Annotated in this window: 16 protein-coding genes; 5 read left to right on the top strand and 11 right to left on the bottom strand. The window is 43.4% G+C overall.

The window, feature by feature from the left end; genetic code table 11:
- The first annotated feature begins 80 nt into the window (after window positions 1-80).
- On the top strand, window positions 81-716 hold the full coding sequence (locus G6053_RS10180; protein ID WP_165306363.1) for a hypothetical protein: 636 nt from the start codon (window positions 81-83) through the stop codon (window positions 714-716).
- 56 nt (window positions 717-772) lie between these two features.
- On the opposite strand, the gene yajC is transcribed toward G6053_RS10180, so the two are convergent.
- Genes yajC through G6053_RS10160 form a run of 4 tightly spaced genes read right to left on the bottom strand, consistent with a single transcriptional unit; the run spans window position 773 to window position 3683 of the window.
- Window positions 773-1093, bottom strand: a complete 321-nt coding sequence (gene yajC / locus G6053_RS10175; RefSeq protein WP_165306362.1) for a preprotein translocase subunit YajC — start codon at window positions 1091-1093, stop codon at window positions 773-775.
- Between the two features lie 26 nt (window positions 1094-1119).
- Window positions 1120-1581 carry a DUF1573 domain-containing protein gene (locus G6053_RS10170; RefSeq protein ID WP_108632210.1) on the bottom strand — a complete coding sequence of 154 codons (462 nt, stop codon included), beginning with the start codon at window positions 1579-1581 and terminating at the stop codon, window positions 1120-1122.
- A gap of 14 nt (window positions 1582-1595) precedes the next feature.
- On the bottom strand, window positions 1596-2543 hold the full coding sequence (gene nusB, locus G6053_RS10165; protein ID WP_108632211.1) for a transcription antitermination factor NusB: 948 nt from the start codon (window positions 2541-2543) through the stop codon (window positions 1596-1598).
- A 60-nt stretch (window positions 2544-2603) separates the two neighbouring features.
- A complete protein-coding gene (locus G6053_RS10160; protein WP_165306361.1) occupies window positions 2604-3683 on the bottom strand; it encodes a Glu/Leu/Phe/Val dehydrogenase in 1080 nt (359 codons plus the stop codon).
- Between the two features lie 181 nt (window positions 3684-3864).
- Here G6053_RS10160 and G6053_RS10155 point away from each other — a divergent pair, with 181 nt between their 5' ends.
- Together G6053_RS10155 and G6053_RS10150 are read left to right on the top strand one after the other, a co-directional pair.
- Window positions 3865-5646 carry an ABC transporter ATP-binding protein gene (locus G6053_RS10155; protein ID WP_165306360.1) on the top strand — a complete coding sequence of 594 codons (1782 nt, stop codon included), beginning with the start codon at window positions 3865-3867 and terminating at the stop codon, window positions 5644-5646.
- 135 nt (window positions 5647-5781) lie between these two features.
- Window positions 5782-6126, top strand: a complete 345-nt coding sequence (locus tag G6053_RS10150; RefSeq protein WP_165306359.1) for a hypothetical protein — start codon at window positions 5782-5784, stop codon at window positions 6124-6126.
- A gap of 128 nt (window positions 6127-6254) precedes the next feature.
- On the opposite strand, the gene G6053_RS10145 is transcribed toward G6053_RS10150, so the two are convergent.
- From G6053_RS10145 to G6053_RS10120, 6 genes are all read right to left on the bottom strand, one after another.
- A complete protein-coding gene (locus G6053_RS10145) occupies window positions 6255-7499 on the bottom strand; it encodes an MFS transporter (protein ID WP_165306358.1) in 1245 nt (414 codons plus the stop codon).
- Window positions 7500-7646: 147 nt separating this feature from the next.
- Window positions 7647-8738, bottom strand: a complete 1092-nt coding sequence (locus G6053_RS10140) for a membrane dipeptidase (protein WP_241254974.1) — start codon at window positions 8736-8738, stop codon at window positions 7647-7649.
- 1 nt (window position 8739) lies between these two features.
- On the bottom strand, window positions 8740-9846 hold the full coding sequence (locus G6053_RS10135) for a D-TA family PLP-dependent enzyme (RefSeq protein WP_165306357.1): 1107 nt from the start codon (window positions 9844-9846) through the stop codon (window positions 8740-8742).
- A gap of 10 nt (window positions 9847-9856) precedes the next feature.
- Window positions 9857-10321 carry a RidA family protein gene (locus G6053_RS10130; protein WP_108632217.1) on the bottom strand — a complete coding sequence of 155 codons (465 nt, stop codon included), beginning with the start codon at window positions 10319-10321 and terminating at the stop codon, window positions 9857-9859.
- 33 nt (window positions 10322-10354) lie between these two features.
- The gene (locus G6053_RS10125; RefSeq protein WP_165306356.1) at window positions 10355-11683 is read right to left on the bottom strand and encodes a gluconate:H+ symporter; all 1329 of its coding nucleotides are present in this window, start codon (window positions 11681-11683) and stop codon (window positions 10355-10357) included.
- A 378-nt stretch (window positions 11684-12061) separates the two neighbouring features.
- Window positions 12062-13528: an aminoacyl-histidine dipeptidase gene (locus G6053_RS10120; protein ID WP_165306355.1), complete on the bottom strand. Its 1467-nt coding sequence runs from the start codon at window positions 13526-13528 to the stop codon at window positions 12062-12064.
- A gap of 127 nt (window positions 13529-13655) precedes the next feature.
- Between G6053_RS10120 and G6053_RS10115 the strand changes: the two genes are divergently transcribed.
- Window positions 13656-15140: a glycoside hydrolase family 130 protein gene (locus G6053_RS10115; RefSeq protein WP_108632220.1), complete on the top strand. Its 1485-nt coding sequence runs from the start codon at window positions 13656-13658 to the stop codon at window positions 15138-15140.
- Here the strand turns inward: G6053_RS10115 and G6053_RS10110 are convergent.
- The gene (locus tag G6053_RS10110; RefSeq protein WP_165306354.1) at window positions 15112-17325 is read right to left on the bottom strand and encodes a glycosyltransferase family 4 protein; all 2214 of its coding nucleotides are present in this window, start codon (window positions 17323-17325) and stop codon (window positions 15112-15114) included. The genes G6053_RS10115 and G6053_RS10110 overlap by 29 nt on opposite strands.
- A 219-nt stretch (window positions 17326-17544) precedes the next feature.
- Here G6053_RS10110 and G6053_RS10105 point away from each other — a divergent pair, with 219 nt between their 5' ends.
- On the top strand, window positions 17545-18132 hold the full coding sequence (locus G6053_RS10105) for a sugar O-acetyltransferase (RefSeq protein ID WP_108632222.1): 588 nt from the start codon (window positions 17545-17547) through the stop codon (window positions 18130-18132).
- Window positions 18133-18197 lie beyond the last annotated feature (65 nt).

Genomic DNA, 18197 nt, shown 5'->3' with positions numbered 1-18197 from the left:
TTCACTTTTAATTCAGAATTTGGTATTAACTTGGTAATAAGTTAGATACCAGCAATTATAAACATTACTAAAATAAGACTATGGCGATTTTACAAAACGGACCTAATGGTCCAATTACCGGAAAATTTGGTTCTGTCAGCGCTTATATATTGAATGGCCAAAATGTTGTTCGCGGACCTAAAAGGAAACGTACATCTCCTCCAAGCGAGTCAGAACTTCTAAATAGGAAAAAGCAAAAAGTTGCCGGAAGATTTGCCGGTGACAATCGGGGGATACTTGATTTTGGGTACAAGTTTTTAGCGAAAAAAGGAAGTCGGATAGGTGCTTTCCAATTGGCTCAGCGCCATATTTTTAAGGAAGCCCTGGAATTGGATTCGGAGGACAATCCTTTTGTCAATCCCGAGAAACTGATCGTATTTGCAGGACAGTTGATGCCATTGACCAGTTGCGAAGTTAGCCTTCACGGCGACGTGATAGACTTTAAATGGACTCCTAATGCACACTATGAAGATAGCATCTACAAAATCAATATCGCACTGGTCGGTTTGTATGGGGAGTCTCATTTGAGAACTTCGATCGCTGAAGTAAGACAGGGGGCTTGCTCATTACAATTTGATGGAATAAGTCGAAAAAACCACGATTACCATGTATATGCTGGTATATGGGATACCTTGTACGACAACTTTTCAAATTCCATCTATTGTGGCGTAATATAAAATAAACAAAGCCAGTCCCTTTTGGAGACTGGCTTTCAATTTTTTAAAGAAAAACCTTATGATGCGCTTTTCTCCGTTGCATTAGCGGCTTTTGAAGCATCTAAAGCAATGGCAGACTTGTCAAAACGAATTCTCACGCCTGAACCTACATCAACCAAGAAAGTCGTGTCAGATACCTCTACGATGCGTCCGTGGATACCTGCAGTGGTAACAATTTTAGAGTTTACACCCAATTCTTCAATGTATTTCTTATGGTCTTTTTGCTTCTTCATTTGAGGTCTGATCATGAAGAAATAAAATACCACAATGATCAAAACCATTGGTAAAAAACTCATCATGTTACTTCCGCCTGCCGCTTGTAATAATACTGTATTCATCTGTTATTATATCGTTTAATAATGTGTTATTTCGCTAATACTTCACCCTTTAACTGGACGGTCGTCATACTATTGGAAGCATTTGATTGGATCGTGATGATCTTTTGCTGCTTACCTACCTGTCCCTCACTCTTGAAAGTCACATGGATATCCGATGTTCCTCCCGGTAAAATGGGGCTTTTTGAAAACTCAGGTTGAGTACAACCACAAGAAGCGGTCACTTTGGACAAAATAACCGGCGCATCACCCGTATTCTTCAATACGAACGTGTGTTTCACTTCTGCACCTTCTTTAACCTGGCCAAAATCGAAAGCCGATTCGGCAAATTCTACTTTACCCAATTGTGCCGCAGCTTTAGAAAGACTGTCTGTGGCTACTGCCTCAGTTCCTGTCTTAGCCGTTTCCGCTTGTCCTTTTTGGGAATTTCCGCAAGAAAAGAAAAGCACCGATGCCAAAGCTAAGACCGAATATTTACTAAAGTTCTTCATTTGTTGATTGATCTTTAATCCCTTAAACCACGACCTGCCTTCTGGATTCTTCCCTGTTGGTTCAGGTCGCTTAATATTTTATCTAAGATACCGTTAATAAATGTATTACTTTTCAATGTACTGAATACCTTAGAGATTTCAATATACTCATTTATTGTCACTTTCACTGGAATAGATGGAAAATTCACCAATTCACATATTGCCATACGCATCAACAAGGTATCCATCAAAGCAATACGATCTGACTCCCAGTTCTTGGTCTTATCTGAGATCAGTTTCTGATACTCATTTGTATTGCGAATTGTCTTACCCAATAAGGCAATCACATAATCGCTGTCATCATTCCAGTTTTGGGTGATTTCAGCAAGTTTGTTTTTACGCGGATCTTCTGAACTGAAGTTCTTAAAAGTTTTCGCGATCAATGCTTGCAACACTTCTTTATCGACAGGCCAGTTGATAAATTTCTCCTCAAAAACCTGCTCGATAACCGGTGATTTCAAAATGATCTTTTTAAAGATATGCTTAATGATATCTTTTTCCGTACCGATCGAACGGTCCTCCTGCTGTAAATATTCCAAATAAGCCTCAGAATCCTTTAGCTGCAAAAATACCGTACGCACGATTTCCGGGTCAAAGCTCCATGAAATCTTATATTTTTTGACTCCCTCGGCATATTGCGGATTTTGTCTCAATGACTCAATAAAAGTATTTGTACTTAACTTGGTCGTTAAGGACAAGTCTTTTTCAGTCGGCAAAAACTTGTTGGCTCTGCCTTCTGCGTCTATCAATACATAATCGGATACCTCATCCAATAGATTTAGTGTCCAGATATACATCTCGTAGACCTCATCCACATTTTTTAATAGTGCTTTTTCAAATGTTTTGATGTCTTTGTCTTCTGTAAGACTGTACGCATAAAGCGTTTGCACTACTTTTACCCTCAGGTGTCTCCTGTTTAACATAGTAATTTTAAAGAACGATTTTTTATAAACTAATAAATAAGAACGATTTTGGGAAGAAGACTATCTCTTGATTTTTTTAATATCTTGGATCCGTTTCTCCGCAATGCGATTTGCCGCTTCAAAAGTAGAGATATTCTCTTCTTTTGATTTTTTCAACACATCTCTGGTCGCATTATATATGTTTTTGATCACAAATTCCGTGTGATCCACCCCATAATTCTGAATTTCTGAATAACAGCTGATCAACGCACCTGCATTGATTAAATAGTCCGGTGCATACAATATACCTCGCTCATGAAGAATTGTACTTGTGGTTACCTCATCTTTCAGCTGGTTATTTGCCGAACCGGCAATTATTTTACATTGCATTTTTTGCGCCGATTCCGGATTTACCGTACCTCCCAATGCACAAGGTGAATAGACATCAAACTCATGATCGAATACTTCGTTGTATGGGATCGGCTCGGCTTTGTATTTCGTTGCCACCTTAAGCATTTTCTCCTCAGTGATGTCGCTCACATACACACGTGCATTTTCCTCACGTAACATCGCGATCAATCGCTCTCCGACACTACCTACCCCGTGTACAATAACTTTTTTGCCTGCCACACTCTCCGATCCATACAACTCTTTCAAGCAAGCTTTAATACCGAAATAAACACCTTGGGCTGCAAAAATTGATGTATCGCCAACCCCACTGCCGTGAATTGCTTTTGGCAAACCGGCAACATGGTCAGTCTCCGTATAAATATATTCTAAATCACGCTGTGTCGTACCTACGTCCAAAGAAGCAATGAAATTACCGTTCAATCCTTCAATAAATTGGCCCAAACGGCGCAATAAAACCTCAGATTTGTCCAAACGGCTATTACCGATAATAACAGCACTTCCGCCACCTAAGTTCAATCCGGTGATCGCGGATTTATAGGTAATGGCCTTGGATAAACGTAAAGCATCCTCAATAGCTTCTTCTGTCGTTTCGTATGGCAACATACGAACCCCTCCTATTGCCGGACCCAATGTGGTATCATGGATCGCAACAATAGCTTTTAAGCCCACTAATTCATCATTACAGAAAAATAAGTTTTGATGGCCAGACTGGCTCATCAATTCAAAAATAGAATTTTGAGATGTTGACATAAAATGTACTACTCTAATTTGTTTTAATTTTTTAAGGTACTTGATGCAAAAGTAGGAAAATTATTCGTTGTGCATAATATCTTTTTTTATCCAAGACTTAACATTTGATTTCCCAATGACAGTAATTTCATCGAAATATAAAGCAGAGTTGACGAATTAGTCCTATTTTTGTACCCATAATATGAAGGATCTCGCCTACTTAAATAAGTACTTTTATAAATACCGCTGGAAACTGATTCCGGGGGTGATTTTCGTTATCATTTCCAATTACTTTGGGGTACTCCCCGCTAAAGTAATTCGCGAAGCGTTTGACTTGGTACAAGAAAATATCTACCTCTATCGGCTATTCGATGGTTTTGACAGACAGGAACTTATTTACAAAGTTTTTGGCACGAGCCTGCTATTCTTTGGTTTTGTCGTCCTGTTGCTCTCGCTCTTGCGCGGTATTTTCCTGTTCTTTATGCGGCAGACCATTATTCTGACCTCCCGGTATATCGAGTATGATCTTAAGAATGAGATTTACAACCACTATCAGGAACTGAATTTCGGTTTTTTCCGCAAAAATAACACGGGTGATCTGATGAGCCGTGCAACCGAGGATGTCAACCAGGTACGTAATTACCTGGGGCCAGCCATTATGTATGCAATCAATACCGTGGTCCTGTCCATTATGGTTATTTATGCCATGTACAGTGTCAACGGGAGACTGGCGACGTATGCGTTGGCACCGATACCTGTCTTATCGGTCATCATCCTTTTTGTCAATAAAATCATCAATAAGCGCAGCTTAAAAATCCAAAAACAGCTGGCAAACCTGTCCTCTTTTGTTCAGGAAACATTTGCAGGTATCCGTGTCATCAAGACCTATACCCGGGAGCAGAACAAAATGCAGGCTTTTGAAAAGGAAAGTACGATCTACCGCAACACAGCATTGGACCTGGTTAAGGTACAGGCTGTTTTCTTTCCGCTTATCTTATTGCTGATCGGTCTCAGCACCGTCATCACCATCTATATCGGCGGTATTGAAGTTGCCAAGGGAACGGTCACTGCCGGAAACATCGCCGAATTTATTATCTATGTCAATCAATTGACCTTTCCGGCCATGTCTTTAGCATGGGTAACTTCGCTGGTACAACGTGCCGCGGCATCACAAAAACGGATCAATGAGTTCCTTGAAACCCAATCGCCGATTGCCAATGGCAAAATAGATAAAGAAATCGCAGGTGAAATCAAGGTAGACAATATTTCATTCACCTATCCTGAAACGGGTATTCAAGCCATTAAAAATATATCCTTCCGAGTTCCTATCGGAAAAACATTGGCTATTATTGGAAAAACTGGTTCCGGAAAATCTACGCTGGCCAACCTACTGCTACGCATGTATGATATAGACGAAGGCAATATTCAATACGACGGTATCGCATTAAAAGATCTCAATTTCAAAAATCTACGTCAGCAAATTGGCTTTGTCCCTCAGGATGTATTCTTATTTTCAGATACAATTGCCAATAACATCGGTTTCGGACTGGATCATTTCACGCAGGAACAGATTGAACAGGCGGCCAAGGACGCAGCCGTGTATGACAATATCATCGCTTTTGACGAAGGCTTTGAAACGGCTGTGGGAGAGCGTGGTATCACGCTTTCGGGCGGTCAAAAACAACGGGTTTCCATTGCCAGGGCACTGGTAAAAGAACCAAACGTATTGATCTTTGATGACTGCTTATCTGCCGTGGACACCAAAACCGAGGAAACCATCTTACGCTCATTAAGTCGCATCATGAAGGGCAAAACCTGTATTTTTATTGCCCACCGGATTTCGACCATCAAAAATGCAGACCATATCCTTGTCATGGATCAGGGTGAAATTGTCGAACAGGGCACACACCTTGAATTAATGGAGAAAAAAGGCGAATACTTTGAACTCCATGAAAAACAACTGCTGGAAAGTGTGGAAGGATAAGCTCAGGAGTCAAAAAATCATAGCGATAACACTGCAAAAAATTAAATATCCCTGAATTCAGCTAATGAAAACGGGGATTATCTCTTCTACATTTGCCTTATACATTTATAGCAAACTTTTTATTGTATAAGTATCATGGAGAGAAACCAAGTGCAGAGCACATCATCAAATGACGGTAAGACCGTTGCTATCATTTCTTATTTAACCCTAATTGGTCTGATTGCAGCCATCATCATGAACAATAAGGAAAAGACTTCTTTAGGTCAGTTCCACATCAGACAGAGTATCGGTATTACCGTCACAGGAATTGCATTGGGCCTATTGCGCTTTATCCCCGGTATCGGTGGAATAATCATGAGTGCTGTTGGTATAATTTTGCTTATCGCTCTTATATTAGGTTTGATTGCGGCATTCTCGGGTGAGAAAAAAGCTCTTCCTTTTATTGGCGAAAAATATCAGCAATGGTTTGATATGGTTTAATCAGATCTTATTTAGCCCCTATTTTAGAAAAAGGCTGTTCAAAAAACTGGAATGAACCTCAAAAGCAAGATAAATACTTTTGAAGACCTGTTCAGCGTTTGAGCAGCCTTTTTTATTACTTTGTCAGATCACTTGATATCCCCTGCTGTCTGTACCATTTTTTCTTCTTTGAAAAAAACAGCGAACAGGAGCAGACAAAAAAATGAAATTCCAGCCGGTATAAACCATAGGTATTCCCAGAATTGTTCGGCATAAGCCACTTTGAGATAATCAGAAACCCCACCGGCAACCCAGAACCCGATCAGCATCCCCACACCATACATGGCAATCGTGATCAGCCCCTGTGCCGAAGCTTTATATTTTTCACCAGCAATCCGATCGGTATAGATCTGCCCGACGACAAACATAAAATCATAACAGATTCCATGCAAAACAATACCTAGGATAAGCAAAAAGGCCTTTTCCTGTCCATCCCCAAAAGCAAAGAACAGATACCGCAATGCCCATGCGGCAATGCCCAATAAAATCATTTTCTTATAGCCCAAACGTCTAAAGAAAAATGGAATCAACAGCAAACAGATCGCTTCTGAAAACTGCCCCAATGCCATTTTTGCAGTAGGATTGGGCATACCGACATTGACCAAAAAGGGGTTGGCATTTTGGTAATAAAACGAAATCGGAATGCAGATCACTATGGCCGTAACAAAAAAGATTAAGAAACTCTTTTGTTTTAACAGCCCCAGCGCATCCAGCCCGATGGCTTTTCCAAAATCAAATTTTTCGTCTTTTACCCGTATCTGCGGTGGAGTTTTAGGAAGAAACAAGCTGAATAACGCCAAAAGCACGGAACAGACAGCACCCATAATAAAGGTATTATGCAAGGCTCCCCGGCTTATTGCCTCAGGACTATCCCAGCGGAATAGATAGCTGATCACAAGACCTGAACAGATCCAGCCGATTGTTCCCCATACCCGGATTCCCGGGAAATACTTTTTTGCATCCGCGATATGTCGAAAAGCAATACCATTGGAAAGTGAAAGTGACGACATATAGGCCATAAAATAAACAAAGACGTAGGGGTAAAAATGGCTGGCATCGGGTGCTTGAGACATCCCATAAAGCAAAGCCGCCCCCAAGAGGTGTAAAACCGCGAGCACCCGCTCCGCATTAAAATAACGGTCTGCGACAAAACCAACAAAAAAAGGGGCAAATACTGCACCCAGCGACTGCGTAGAAAATATATTGGCAACTTCCATTCCCGATGCATTCAGGGATTTGATCAGATAGGTACCTAAAGTAACAAACCAGGCTCCTTTGATAAAATATTCCAAAAACATCATCAGGGATAACTGGAGGCGTAAGGTAAGCGTCATAACGGTTTAGAATTGTTTCTGTTTACGAATATATCATTTATTTCGAAGACATATCTATCGGGTAAGCAGGCCCTTTTGTAACGATCTGCTTACCGTAATCCCTTTTTTCTGTCATCAAATAGTTAACTTGAAGCTGCTGCCCTCTTATTACTCCGGCAGGGCCTTCCGCATAAAATCCAACCAGTTTTGACTGGCAATTTTTGTCAGATCAGCATCGCTGTACCCGCGCTGCTTCAATAAGCCAAAAACCTTTTGGATATCAGCAATGGTCTCCAGATCATAAGGACATTGCTCCCGGCCGAACGCTCCATCTAAATCACTTCCTACGCCAACATGATTGACATTGCCCGCCAATTGGCAGATATGATCGATGTTATCGGCCATAATTTCCATCGAGCAGTTGCTGGATTTCGGGTCAGATGTACCGCGCACCCAGTTAGGCACCATCATCCAGGCATCCAAAGCAACACCGATCACAGCTCCCTTGTCCACTAAAATCCTGATCATCTCATCGCTGAACTGCCGATTGTGATCCACAAACTTCCGGCAATTGTTGTGGCTGGCCCAGATCGCACCGTCATACTGTCCCATGGCATCCCAAAAAGCATCGTCATTGAGATGCGTGGCATCCAGAATCATGCCCAATCGTTCCATTTCCTTCAATAACTGCACCCCTTGCGCATTGAGCTTACCGGAGGAATCGGTTCCATTCGCATACCTCCCCGGCCCATAATGCGCCGGGCCGATCGCCCGCAAACCATAATTATAGGCGACTTCCACATAACTGACATCCACCAGAGAATCGGCACCTTCCAGACTCAACAAGTAACCGATGGGCTTATTTGAATGATCCGTTCCCTGAGACCACAATGCACGATGTTGATCCAAATCGGCCTTTGTTTTGATCATTTTCATGTGCCCGTCAGCTTCCATGGCCTTGTACCAGGCTAATTGTCCCTGTGTCTGCGCCCAGGCCTGCTCTGCTGAATACCAGCCTGGCAATGGACTATCGGGGCGAACAAAGCGCGCAATCTGCGTTGCCACGACCATACCGATATTCCCCTTGCGTAGTTCGTCAAAAGTAACCGTCGCTTTTGCCCGGTCGGGTTTATCATTCATACCCTCCTCCCGCCGGTTCAATTCCTGAATGGGCAGCCGGAGATCCCGGTTCCATTCCATGGCGTTCATGCTCAAATCGAGGTGTGCATCAACCACAAAAGGCATTTCAAATTCGTACATATCAATAATTTATCTTTTTACTTCGAGCCAATACCTTCCAGACCCGATCAGCAACTCCTTTATCAACTACCTGCACCTCGTCATAACAGGCGACTGTCGGACAGATGTGCCGTGGCACACAATATAGCTCATCGCCAATCTTAAAATCGGTACTGTCCCGCACTTCAACGACAAGGTGCTCCTCACTCTGCATTTTGATCGTTCCGATCCGCCGGTCGAAAAATTTGACACGGGGCTGCGGCGATTCACTTGCAACGGACTTGTAACCCAGATCCAGACACAGATGCTTATGATCCACGATGGAAACAACACGTGTCAGCAATACAGCGGCTACCAGAAAGTCCTGTTCGGCATAATTTTCGGCGTAACCAAAATCCCAGAACACAAAGGTTCCGGGACTGCATTCCACATCGTCACGTTCGGCATGGAACGGAAAACTGGGTGATCCGCCGATCACCTTTGTCAGCGGTGTAGAAGTAGAACCCTGCGCCATCAGATAGGCCATTTCAAGTACACGATATGTCTGCTGGCTTTGTTGTTCACGAACTTGATGATCTTTATCATGAATATGTCCATCATAGCCATGTACACCCATCAAATGAATGCCATCAAGTAACTGAATATCAAGCACAAGACGCTCTATTTGGGCGATAGAAGCCCCGGTACGTCCCATACCGACATTAACATCGATGTAAATTGCAAGAGGCCTGCCATATTGCAGCCCTCGCGCTGATAGCTCATGCGCTGAATCGGCATTGTCTACCAGACAGGCATAATGTGTATTGGGAAATGCTTCGATCAAATGTAGCAAACGGTCTATCTTTGGTCCTACTGGCTGATAAGCCAATAAAACATCCTTCGCTCCGACCATACCAAGAAGTTCGGCTTCAGCGATGGTCGCACATTTGAATTTGCTGATCCCGCTGTCCAACAATAACTGACAGACCTCCCTACATTTGTTGGTTTTGATATGTGGCCGTAAACGGCCGGCATCCCCATTGACAAATTTCAGTGCCCTTTCTATATTTCGAACAATACGATCAGGATACACCAGCAGTGCCGGGGAATCTACCTGATCCGCATTTTGTACCCGATACCAATTTTCCATAATCCACCGATTAATATAACTCGAATAGCGCTTCTATTTCAACAGGGATATTATCCGGTAAAGAGCCAAATCCGACCGCACTACGTGTACCGATTCCATTTTCCTCCCCCCATACCGCAGCGAACAACTCACTACAGCCATTGATTACCCCGGGATGATACAGAAAATCGGATGTACAGTTGACCATACCCAATACTTTAATAACCCGTTTAATTTTATTCAAGGAGCCCAAATTAGTTTTGATTGTCGATAACATGGTCAATCCCACTTGTCTGGCCGCAAGTTTTCCATCCTCGGGACTGATATCGCTACCAATCCGTCCAATAATCAGGGAAGCATCGTCCTGTACCGGTCCGTGTCCAGAAAGATAAAGATACTTGCCATCGATAACGTAGGGTTTATATACACCTTTAGGTGCCGGTGCCGGTGGTAGTGTCAAACCTAATTTTTCGAATTGTTCATCTGCGTTGTACATCGTGAATGATTTTAATGTTTAAAAATATATGAGCTAATATAAAATAATTTGCAATAGCAAAACAGCGATAAGCCCGACAATGGAAACGATGGCTTCCATAATCGACCAGGAAAATAAAGTATCCTTGACACTCAGGCCAAAATACTCCTTAAACAGCCAGAAGCCCGCATCGTTGACATGGGAAAACATGAGGCTTCCGGCCCCGATTGCCAATACCATCAGATTGGGGTCAACCTTGCCCGCTGTAACAATCGGCAATAAAACGCCCGCAGCTGTCAGTGCGGCAACTGTTGCCGACCCCACGCAACCTCTTATGACCGCGGTAATTAACCACGCTAATAGCAAGGGTGAAATCGGAAGCTGCTGTAAGGTATTGGCCAACAACAAGCTCACGCCGCTATCCTCCATGACCTGTTTGAATACGCCCGATCCGGCAATGATCAGCAGGATCATTGCGATATCCCTGACGGCCGACTCATAGATTGACATAACTTTGACCATGGATCGGCCAAGTTTCAACCCCAATAAGTAGGTGGCTATAACTATGGCAATGACCATCACGGCTGTTGGACTGCCTATAAATTTCAGCCAGCGCTGTACTGTCGTGTCATCGGTATGGTATATATAAGGTATAAGGGTAAATAAGATAATCAATAAGACAGGTAACAAGGCCACTGCCAAGCTGGTAACAACGGTAGGCTGCTTATACGCCTGTTGATCAACTGTTTTTTCCTGCCGAAAGATTGATTCTTGACTCGGGAGCATATTCCGCAGGCGGCGGCCGAAAATAGGTCCTCCTAATACAATCGCCGGAATAGCGATCAAAAGACCATAAATCAATGTCAGCCCCATATCTGCATGAAAAAGTGCCACCAATGCAACAGGTGAAGGATGGGGTGGAATAAATCCATGTGTTACCGATAATGCAGCCAACATGGGTAAGCCAATATACACGGCCGGCAATTTGTACCGATAGGAGACCGAAAAAATCAGGGGTACCAACAGTACGAAACCAACCCCATAGAACAAGGGAATCCCCACCACGAAGCCCGTTAGCATCAATCCCCATTGCAGGTATTTCTCCCCCATTAGTCGGACCATCTGTACAGCAATGATTTCGGCCGCACCACTCTCGGCGACAATCTTGCCCAACATGGCGCCAAGCACGATAATCAGCGTCAAGCTACCCATAACGCCCGCGATCCCTTTTTCAACGGTACCGACCAGCTGATCCGGTGCAATACCCAAACACAGTCCGCTAAGAATCGAAACCAGTAAAAACGAAAGAAACGCATTAATTTTAAAATAAGTAATGCAGAGGATGAGCAAACAAATGCTGATTACAATGAGGATTATGGTCATTATATCAATATTAGGTCAATCCCTCATAGGAGAGATTTAATAAAATTTTGGTCTAGTAAATCATTTTTTCATCCTGAAAGTACAATTATTTTTCGTTTTCTGCAAGGAAGTCAAAAAAAATAATTGAGGATATTGCTAAAGAGGGGCATCATAACGAAGGTAGTTTTTTAAGCAAGTTTAATGGATAAAGAAAGATGACATAGCCTGAATCCTCGGCACTTGGGGGTGAGTACAGCTGTAAAGAAAAGGGCTGTCCAAATCGTTGATATATCCCGGGATATAGGTAAAAACCTCTAGGTACACATCAACTTTTTAAACAGCCCTTCGTATGTTGATACGATCGTCTAAGCAGCTATTGTCACAATATATAATAGTATCTTATTTACGTGGAATCTCTCTTAGTATTTCGAGCACAAATTGCCAATATTTCTGAACAGAAGATATGGAAGCACGTTCTGCCGGTGAGTGCGCCCCCAATATCGTGGGGCCAAAGGAAATCATGTCCATACCAGGGTAGTTTGTGCCCAATATGCCACATTCTAATCCGGCATGACAGGCGACAACTTCCGGAGCCTCGCCATGTTGTTTCATATAAATGGATTTAAGCAGCTCCAAGATTTCGGAATTCGGGTTGGGCGCCCATCCTGGATAACTGCCGGAGAATGCCACGGCAAAACCACCTAATTCAAAGGCTGCCTGTAAAGAATGTGCCAGATCAAACTTGGAAGTTTCGACCGAAGAACGGGTCAAACATTTTATAGCCATCTGCCCATCCCCCACTTCAACTTTAGCTATATTGTTGGATGTTTCGACCAGGTCCTCGAAATCCGCACTGACACGGTACACACCGTTCAATGCAGCATAAACGCAATTGATTAAATTCTCCTGTACGCGGACAGGAACAACGGTCGCATGAACCGCATCGCTTGGCTGTACGATGATTTCCATCAGGGGCTCGGTCGTGGCAAATTCAAATTTGATTTCCTGTGCCAATTGTGTCAGTTCCGCAACGAATGCAGGCGATTTGTCTTTATTTATGACAACATTGGCTACGCTTTCTCTTGGGATCGCATTGCGAAGGCTGCCGCCCAATAAAGACGCAATACGTAATCCATAGCGTTCATTGGCCTTAAACAAAAGTCGGTTCATCACTTTATTGGCATTTGCAAAGCCCTTATGGATATCCATACCTGAATGCCCGCCATGCAATCCTTTTACCGTAAGTTCAAAAGATATGGCATCTGAAGGGCACGCCTCTGCTGCATAGGATTGTGTTGCTGTAACGTCAATACCACCCGCACAGCCAATGTCGATCTCATTGTCATTTTCAGTATCGAGGTTCAATAGGATCTCACCCGACAGGACACCGCCTTTTAATCCTAACGCCCCGGTCATTCCGGTTTCTTCGTCGATGGTAAACAAGGCTTCAATAGCCGGATGAACGATTTCCGCTGATTCTAAAATGGACATGATGGTCGCAACCCCCAGACCGTTATCTGCCCCCAAAGTGGTTCCTTCGGCTTTTACCCAATCGCCATCCACATACATTTTGATCCCTTCATTATCGAAGTCAAAAACGGTATCGTTATTCTTTTGGTGAACCATATCCAAGTGCGACTGCAATACGATTGTCTTGCGGTCTTCCATACCCGCACTTGCAGGTTTCTTGATCAGCACATTCCCTATTTCGTCCACGCTAGTCACTAATCCCAGTGATTTTCCGAAATCTACCATAAATGAAATGACACGTTCCTCTTTTTTCGAGGCCCGTGGAACAGCATTCAGGGCAGCAAAATTTTTCCAAATTGCTTTTGGTTCTAATTTATCTAAACTATTTTCAGCCATATCTAAAAATTTGTATCTGTCAAAGTTACTCCATTTTTACAACATATCCTGTCTTTATCCGAAGCTTATAAAAACAAAAACCCGTCGCTGATCGTTCTTATAGCGTGTAAACTTGAAAAACGCTGACATGCATAAACCTGTAAAAGTAGATCGAAAAGACATTTATTTCAAACCGGACAAGAAAAGGGTATTAGCCAGATTTTTCTCTCTCGGTGACGAGCGTACCGTCAAGGTCATCAAACGCACCCTGGGACTGAGCGAATCCGAGCGCAAAGAGGTTTTTGGTCAGATTCTCCGTAGCTATACAAAAAGACATCGTAGCATTATCAACATTTTTGAACGTAATTTTGAACGAGTGAGCCATTTACTGGAGAAAGTTCCTTTTCCGAAAGATAAACTCAGCCAATTGGACAAGCTGTTGATCGGTTCATACTTTACGATGGAGTATTCCATTGAATCCGCAGCGCTTTTTAATCCTTCCATTGTAGAACACCCGGATCAGACCGAGCTCTTTAAAGGTGAAAAACGGGTCATACTGAGCTTTAGGGCCACGGGTGAAGGCCATGTATCTTCGATTGTTTTTCGTGCCGGAACGCTTGACCTGGACAATAATATCCATATAGATTATATCGGTAATTTGCTAGACAAACCAATTCAGGTCAAAAACCACCGTTATCATAAGGAGTCCTTCTTAAAAAAGATGAACGAGCTCCATGCCGAACCCACGGAAGTGAAAATGAAGCTTGAGCAAAAATTAACAGCAACGTTTACTTATGAGGAACTCAAGCGTTATATAGACGAGGTCAGACGGGATAGCGAAGAAAACCTCGAAAACATCACCTTTTTACAACAGGCACTATGGCTGGCCTCATCCCATTATGAAATGACATTTTCACTGGACACCTCCATTTCCGAACGGGTCATCTTCCCGATTGCGGATACAGAAAAAAGAGGCATCGAGGACGCCCGTTTTGTACAGTTTAAGGATGAAAAAGGAGAAAGCATCTATTATGCGACCTACACGGCCTACGACGGATTCAGCATACTCCCCAAGCTTTTGACCACCAAAGATTTCTACCATTTCAAGGTAAAACCGATCTATGGGGAGATCGCCAATAAAGGGGCGGCACTCTTCCCCCGAAAAATCAACGGCAGGTATGCGATGCTGTGCCGTATTGATGGTGAAAACAACTATATCGCCTATTCCAATAACATCAATATCTGGCAGGAAACAGCGATTAGGATTCAGCAACCTGAATATGCCTATGAATATGTGCAGATAGGCAATTGCGGATCGCCGATAGAGACCAAGTACGGCTGGCTGATCCTGACACATGCCGTCGGCCCGATGCGCGAGTATGTCCTCGGCGCAGCCTTACTGGACCTGGACAACCCGCATGTGGAAATAGGCCGTCTTCACAGCCCCTTGATGACTCCCAATGACGAGGAGCGCGAAGGCTACGTCCCTAACGTCATTTATTCCTGTGGTGCACTGGTTCATAATGAACAGCTGATTTTGCCTTACGCAATGTCTGACTATGCATCCACCTATGCGACAATCAACCTGGAGGACTTGCTGCTTGCTATTTTGAATCCTGAGCGCTATCAATAAAAGCACCGTAAACGATAATATAGGCAAGATAGAAACACAGGGTGCTTTCGGCCCCCTGGTTTCTATTGATTCCATAAGATTCAAGGCCATCGCAGCAGCCTTTGGTTTCTTCATCGTAAAGTCCAAGCTTTAGATCATTCTCACCTAAAAACCAGCGGAATGAAGCAATCATACGGGCAAAATAGACCTTTTTGTTGGTCAGACGAAATGCTTCGCGATACATAAACACCATCGCTGTGACATCAAGCGGCTGCTGACCGAATTTGCTGATGTGTTTTCCCTGTTTTGCCCAGTCCTGATTGCCGACCAGCGAAAGAGCGCCATTCTGAACGGTAATGCTCTCCAGAAATGTCAGGGTCGATAAGCCCAATTGTTTCACTGCCTCATCGTTGAGAAATGGATAGGCTGTCAGTAAAGCATAAGGCAAAATAGCATTGTCATAGGCCAGTACAGCCTCAAACCATTGCCAGTTGTCATCCGAACTTGCCTCATATTCCCGCATCAACTTGCCGACCAGTTCCCGCATCAATTCGATCATGACTTCGTCATTCGACTGATGATGCAAATACTCCGCGATACCGAGTATGGTATAGGCAATGGCCCGATTGGATCGCAGCTGACGAAAATTTGGCACAGATCTAAAAAACAGTTCATGCCCCAACTGATAATAGCTTGTCAGCTTTGTTTCCCGCAGCAGTACCCCCAAAGCCCAGATCGTTCGGCCAAAAGAATCCTCTGATCCGACTTCATCGAGAAAATTATGCTGAAAGCTCATGAAATTATGAAACAGCCCGTCTTCCCGCTGATGATAGTAGATGTAACTCAGATAGGTGGAGATACGACGGTCTAGTCTTTTATCTGAAAAGTCACGCTGTGCCAATAAAGTGACCAGTAGTGCACGCGCATTGTCATCCAGGCAATACCCCTCTTTGTAATTGGGCAATGAATAGGTCGCATGCTGCAAAATACCAACCTGGTTGGTCAGCCGATCGATATGCTTCCAGCTGAACTTAGGCATTTCATCTTTAGAAAAGGTGACATTTTCTTTAAAACCATCCAATGAAGGCACTACCTTATCCAAAAGCCGGGTGTAGCGAAGTCCGATATTTCGCCAGGTCATCTCCCTACCAAAGTTTCGGGCATTGTCGCGCAGGGTCATACGGTATTCCTGATTGCTAAATAATGCCGTCAAGGTCCTCGCCATCTGGGCAGGATTTTTAAAGTCTACCAGTACGCCACGACCATCTGCCAACAGCTCTTTGGCATGCCAATAGGGCGTAGATACCACTGCAGCCCCCGCCCCGATGGCATAAGATAGTGTTCCGCTAGTGATTTGCGCTTCGTTGACATAAGGAGTCACATACACATCGCAGGCCGACAGGTAGGTAACGAGGTCCAACTGGCTGACAAAGGAATTGACAAATTGCACATGTTCTTCCAAATTATATGCATCAATCAAGCTCTTGAGATAATCACGGTATTCTTCTCCGGAATGGGCCAGTACATTGGGGTGCGTCTTCCCAACGATCAAATACAAAAGATCAGGTTCGTCTTTAACCACCTCAGCAAGAGACTCAATTACGGTTTCAATTCCCTTATTCCGTCCGATGAACCCGAAAGTCAATAAAATCTTTTTACCTGAAAGCCCCATCTGCGCTTTGGCTTCTTCCTGACTAAGACGAAACTCGGGTACCCCGTGATGGATGAGCCTCACTTTTGCGGTATTGACACGATAGACAGATTTCAACAGTGTAATCGCGTAATTGCTCATGACAACAACGATGGAAGCGCGTTTGACCAATTCTATCAAAATCGCCTTCTCGTCGACATTCGGTTTCTCCAGAATGGTATGAAAATTTACCAACAGCGGAATATGAAGCGCATTAATGAGCGAAAGAATATACATACCGCTATTCCCTCCAAAAATACCATATTCGTGTTCAAGTACGACGCAGTCGTAACCATTGTCATTGATGTAGTTGGCAGCTTCGATATAGGAAAGCTGATGGTGCTGGTCAATGGTAAAAACCACTTCACTTGGATAAAGATAATCTCGATCAGCAACGGCAATAACGTGCTGGGTCAGATCCTGATTGTGTAGGGCCACTGCATGCAGCAGATCTGAAGTGAAGGTTGCGATACCACATTCTTTGGGTAAATAGGTACTGATATAAGCGATTTTCATTGAAATGATTGTTTTGAATAAAAGCCTTCCGTGAAGACAATAGCATTCTGTGTGTTCCATTATCTAAATGCTTCTCAGCAGCAAATTGTTTGTAAAGAGTATATTATTTCATCCAGAAAGAATAAATTCAGCCCATAAACGACAGTTTAATTTTAACTGTCCATGTAGTGCCTAAAAAAACTTCCCGTATATTTGCGCGAGATCAAAAATATTGACTGAATGAAATCACCAAAGGAGAAAATGATTGCGGGCATCCCCTATATCGATACGGATGGACAACTATTTAAAGAAAGGCAATTTGCGAAAGAAGAGCTCAAACGTTTCAATGACTCCGAACCCAAACAGATCAAATTCAGAAAGCAGATCATTCAAAAGCTATTTAAAACGACAGGTAGCCGTTTCTTTCTGGAACCACCGTTTCGTTGCGATTATGGCTATAACATCTCCATTGGTGAGAACTTTTACAGCAATTACAACTGCACCATATTGGACGGCGCACCTGTGACAATTGGCGCAAATGTACTGTTCGGGCCAAACGTCAGTCTTTTTACCGCAGGTCATCCGATTTATTTTGAAACAAGAAATCAGGGTTGGGAATTTTCCGCAGCTATCGTTATCGAAGACAATGTATGGATCGGTGGACAAGTAGTTGTTAACCCCGGCGTACGTATCGGAAGAAATTCGGTAATTGGCTCCGGTTCGGTGGTTACAAAAGATATCCCTGCTGATGTCATTGCGGCAGGAAATCCATGTCGCGTCATCCGCCCGATTACAGCGGCAGACCAGATTGATTACACCAACATTTAGGCCGCATAAAGACCGCCGCTGGAAATGAGGGCCTGAGGTTAGTCAAAACTTATCGTTAAATACCA

The organism is Sphingobacterium sp. DR205 (assembly GCF_011064245.1).
In the GTDB taxonomy this organism is placed as follows: Bacteria; Bacteroidota; Bacteroidia; order Sphingobacteriales; family Sphingobacteriaceae; genus Sphingobacterium; species Sphingobacterium athyrii.
This window is presented reverse-complemented; position numbering and strand designations above follow the sequence as displayed.

Bases quoted from the DNA above. Each gene is read 5' to 3' on its own strand.
- G6053_RS10180 (WP_165306363.1), top strand. From the start codon at position 81: ATGGCGATTTTACAAAACGGACCTAATGGTCCAATTACCGGAAAATTT.
- yajC (WP_165306362.1), bottom strand. From the start codon at position 1,093: ATGAATACAGTATTATTACAAGCGGCAGGCGGAAGTAACATGATGAGT.
- G6053_RS10170 (WP_108632210.1), bottom strand. From the start codon at position 1,581: ATGAAGAACTTTAGTAAATATTCGGTCTTAGCTTTGGCATCGGTGCTT.
- nusB (WP_108632211.1), bottom strand. From the start codon at position 2,543: ATGTTAAACAGGAGACACCTGAGGGTAAAAGTAGTGCAAACGCTTTAT.
- G6053_RS10160 (WP_165306361.1), bottom strand. From the start codon at position 3,683: ATGTCAACATCTCAAAATTCTATTTTTGAATTGATGAGCCAGTCTGGC.
- G6053_RS10155 (WP_165306360.1), top strand. From the start codon at position 3,865: ATGAAGGATCTCGCCTACTTAAATAAGTACTTTTATAAATACCGCTGG.
- G6053_RS10150 (WP_165306359.1), top strand. From the start codon at position 5,782: ATGGAGAGAAACCAAGTGCAGAGCACATCATCAAATGACGGTAAGACC.
- G6053_RS10145 (WP_165306358.1), bottom strand. From the start codon at position 7,499: ATGACGCTTACCTTACGCCTCCAGTTATCCCTGATGATGTTTTTGGAA.
- G6053_RS10140 (WP_241254974.1), bottom strand. From the start codon at position 8,738: ATGTACGAATTTGAAATGCCTTTTGTGGTTGATGCACACCTCGATTTG.
- G6053_RS10135 (WP_165306357.1), bottom strand. From the start codon at position 9,846: ATGGAAAATTGGTATCGGGTACAAAATGCGGATCAGGTAGATTCCCCG.
- G6053_RS10130 (WP_108632217.1), bottom strand. From the start codon at position 10,321: ATGTACAACGCAGATGAACAATTCGAAAAATTAGGTTTGACACTACCA.
- G6053_RS10125 (WP_165306356.1), bottom strand. From the start codon at position 11,683: ATGACCATAATCCTCATTGTAATCAGCATTTGTTTGCTCATCCTCTGC.
- G6053_RS10120 (WP_165306355.1), bottom strand. From the start codon at position 13,528: ATGGCTGAAAATAGTTTAGATAAATTAGAACCAAAAGCAATTTGGAAA.
- G6053_RS10115 (WP_108632220.1), top strand. From the start codon at position 13,656: ATGCATAAACCTGTAAAAGTAGATCGAAAAGACATTTATTTCAAACCG.
- G6053_RS10110 (WP_165306354.1), bottom strand. From the start codon at position 17,325: ATGAAAATCGCTTATATCAGTACCTATTTACCCAAAGAATGTGGTATC.
- G6053_RS10105 (WP_108632222.1), top strand. From the start codon at position 17,545: ATGAAATCACCAAAGGAGAAAATGATTGCGGGCATCCCCTATATCGAT.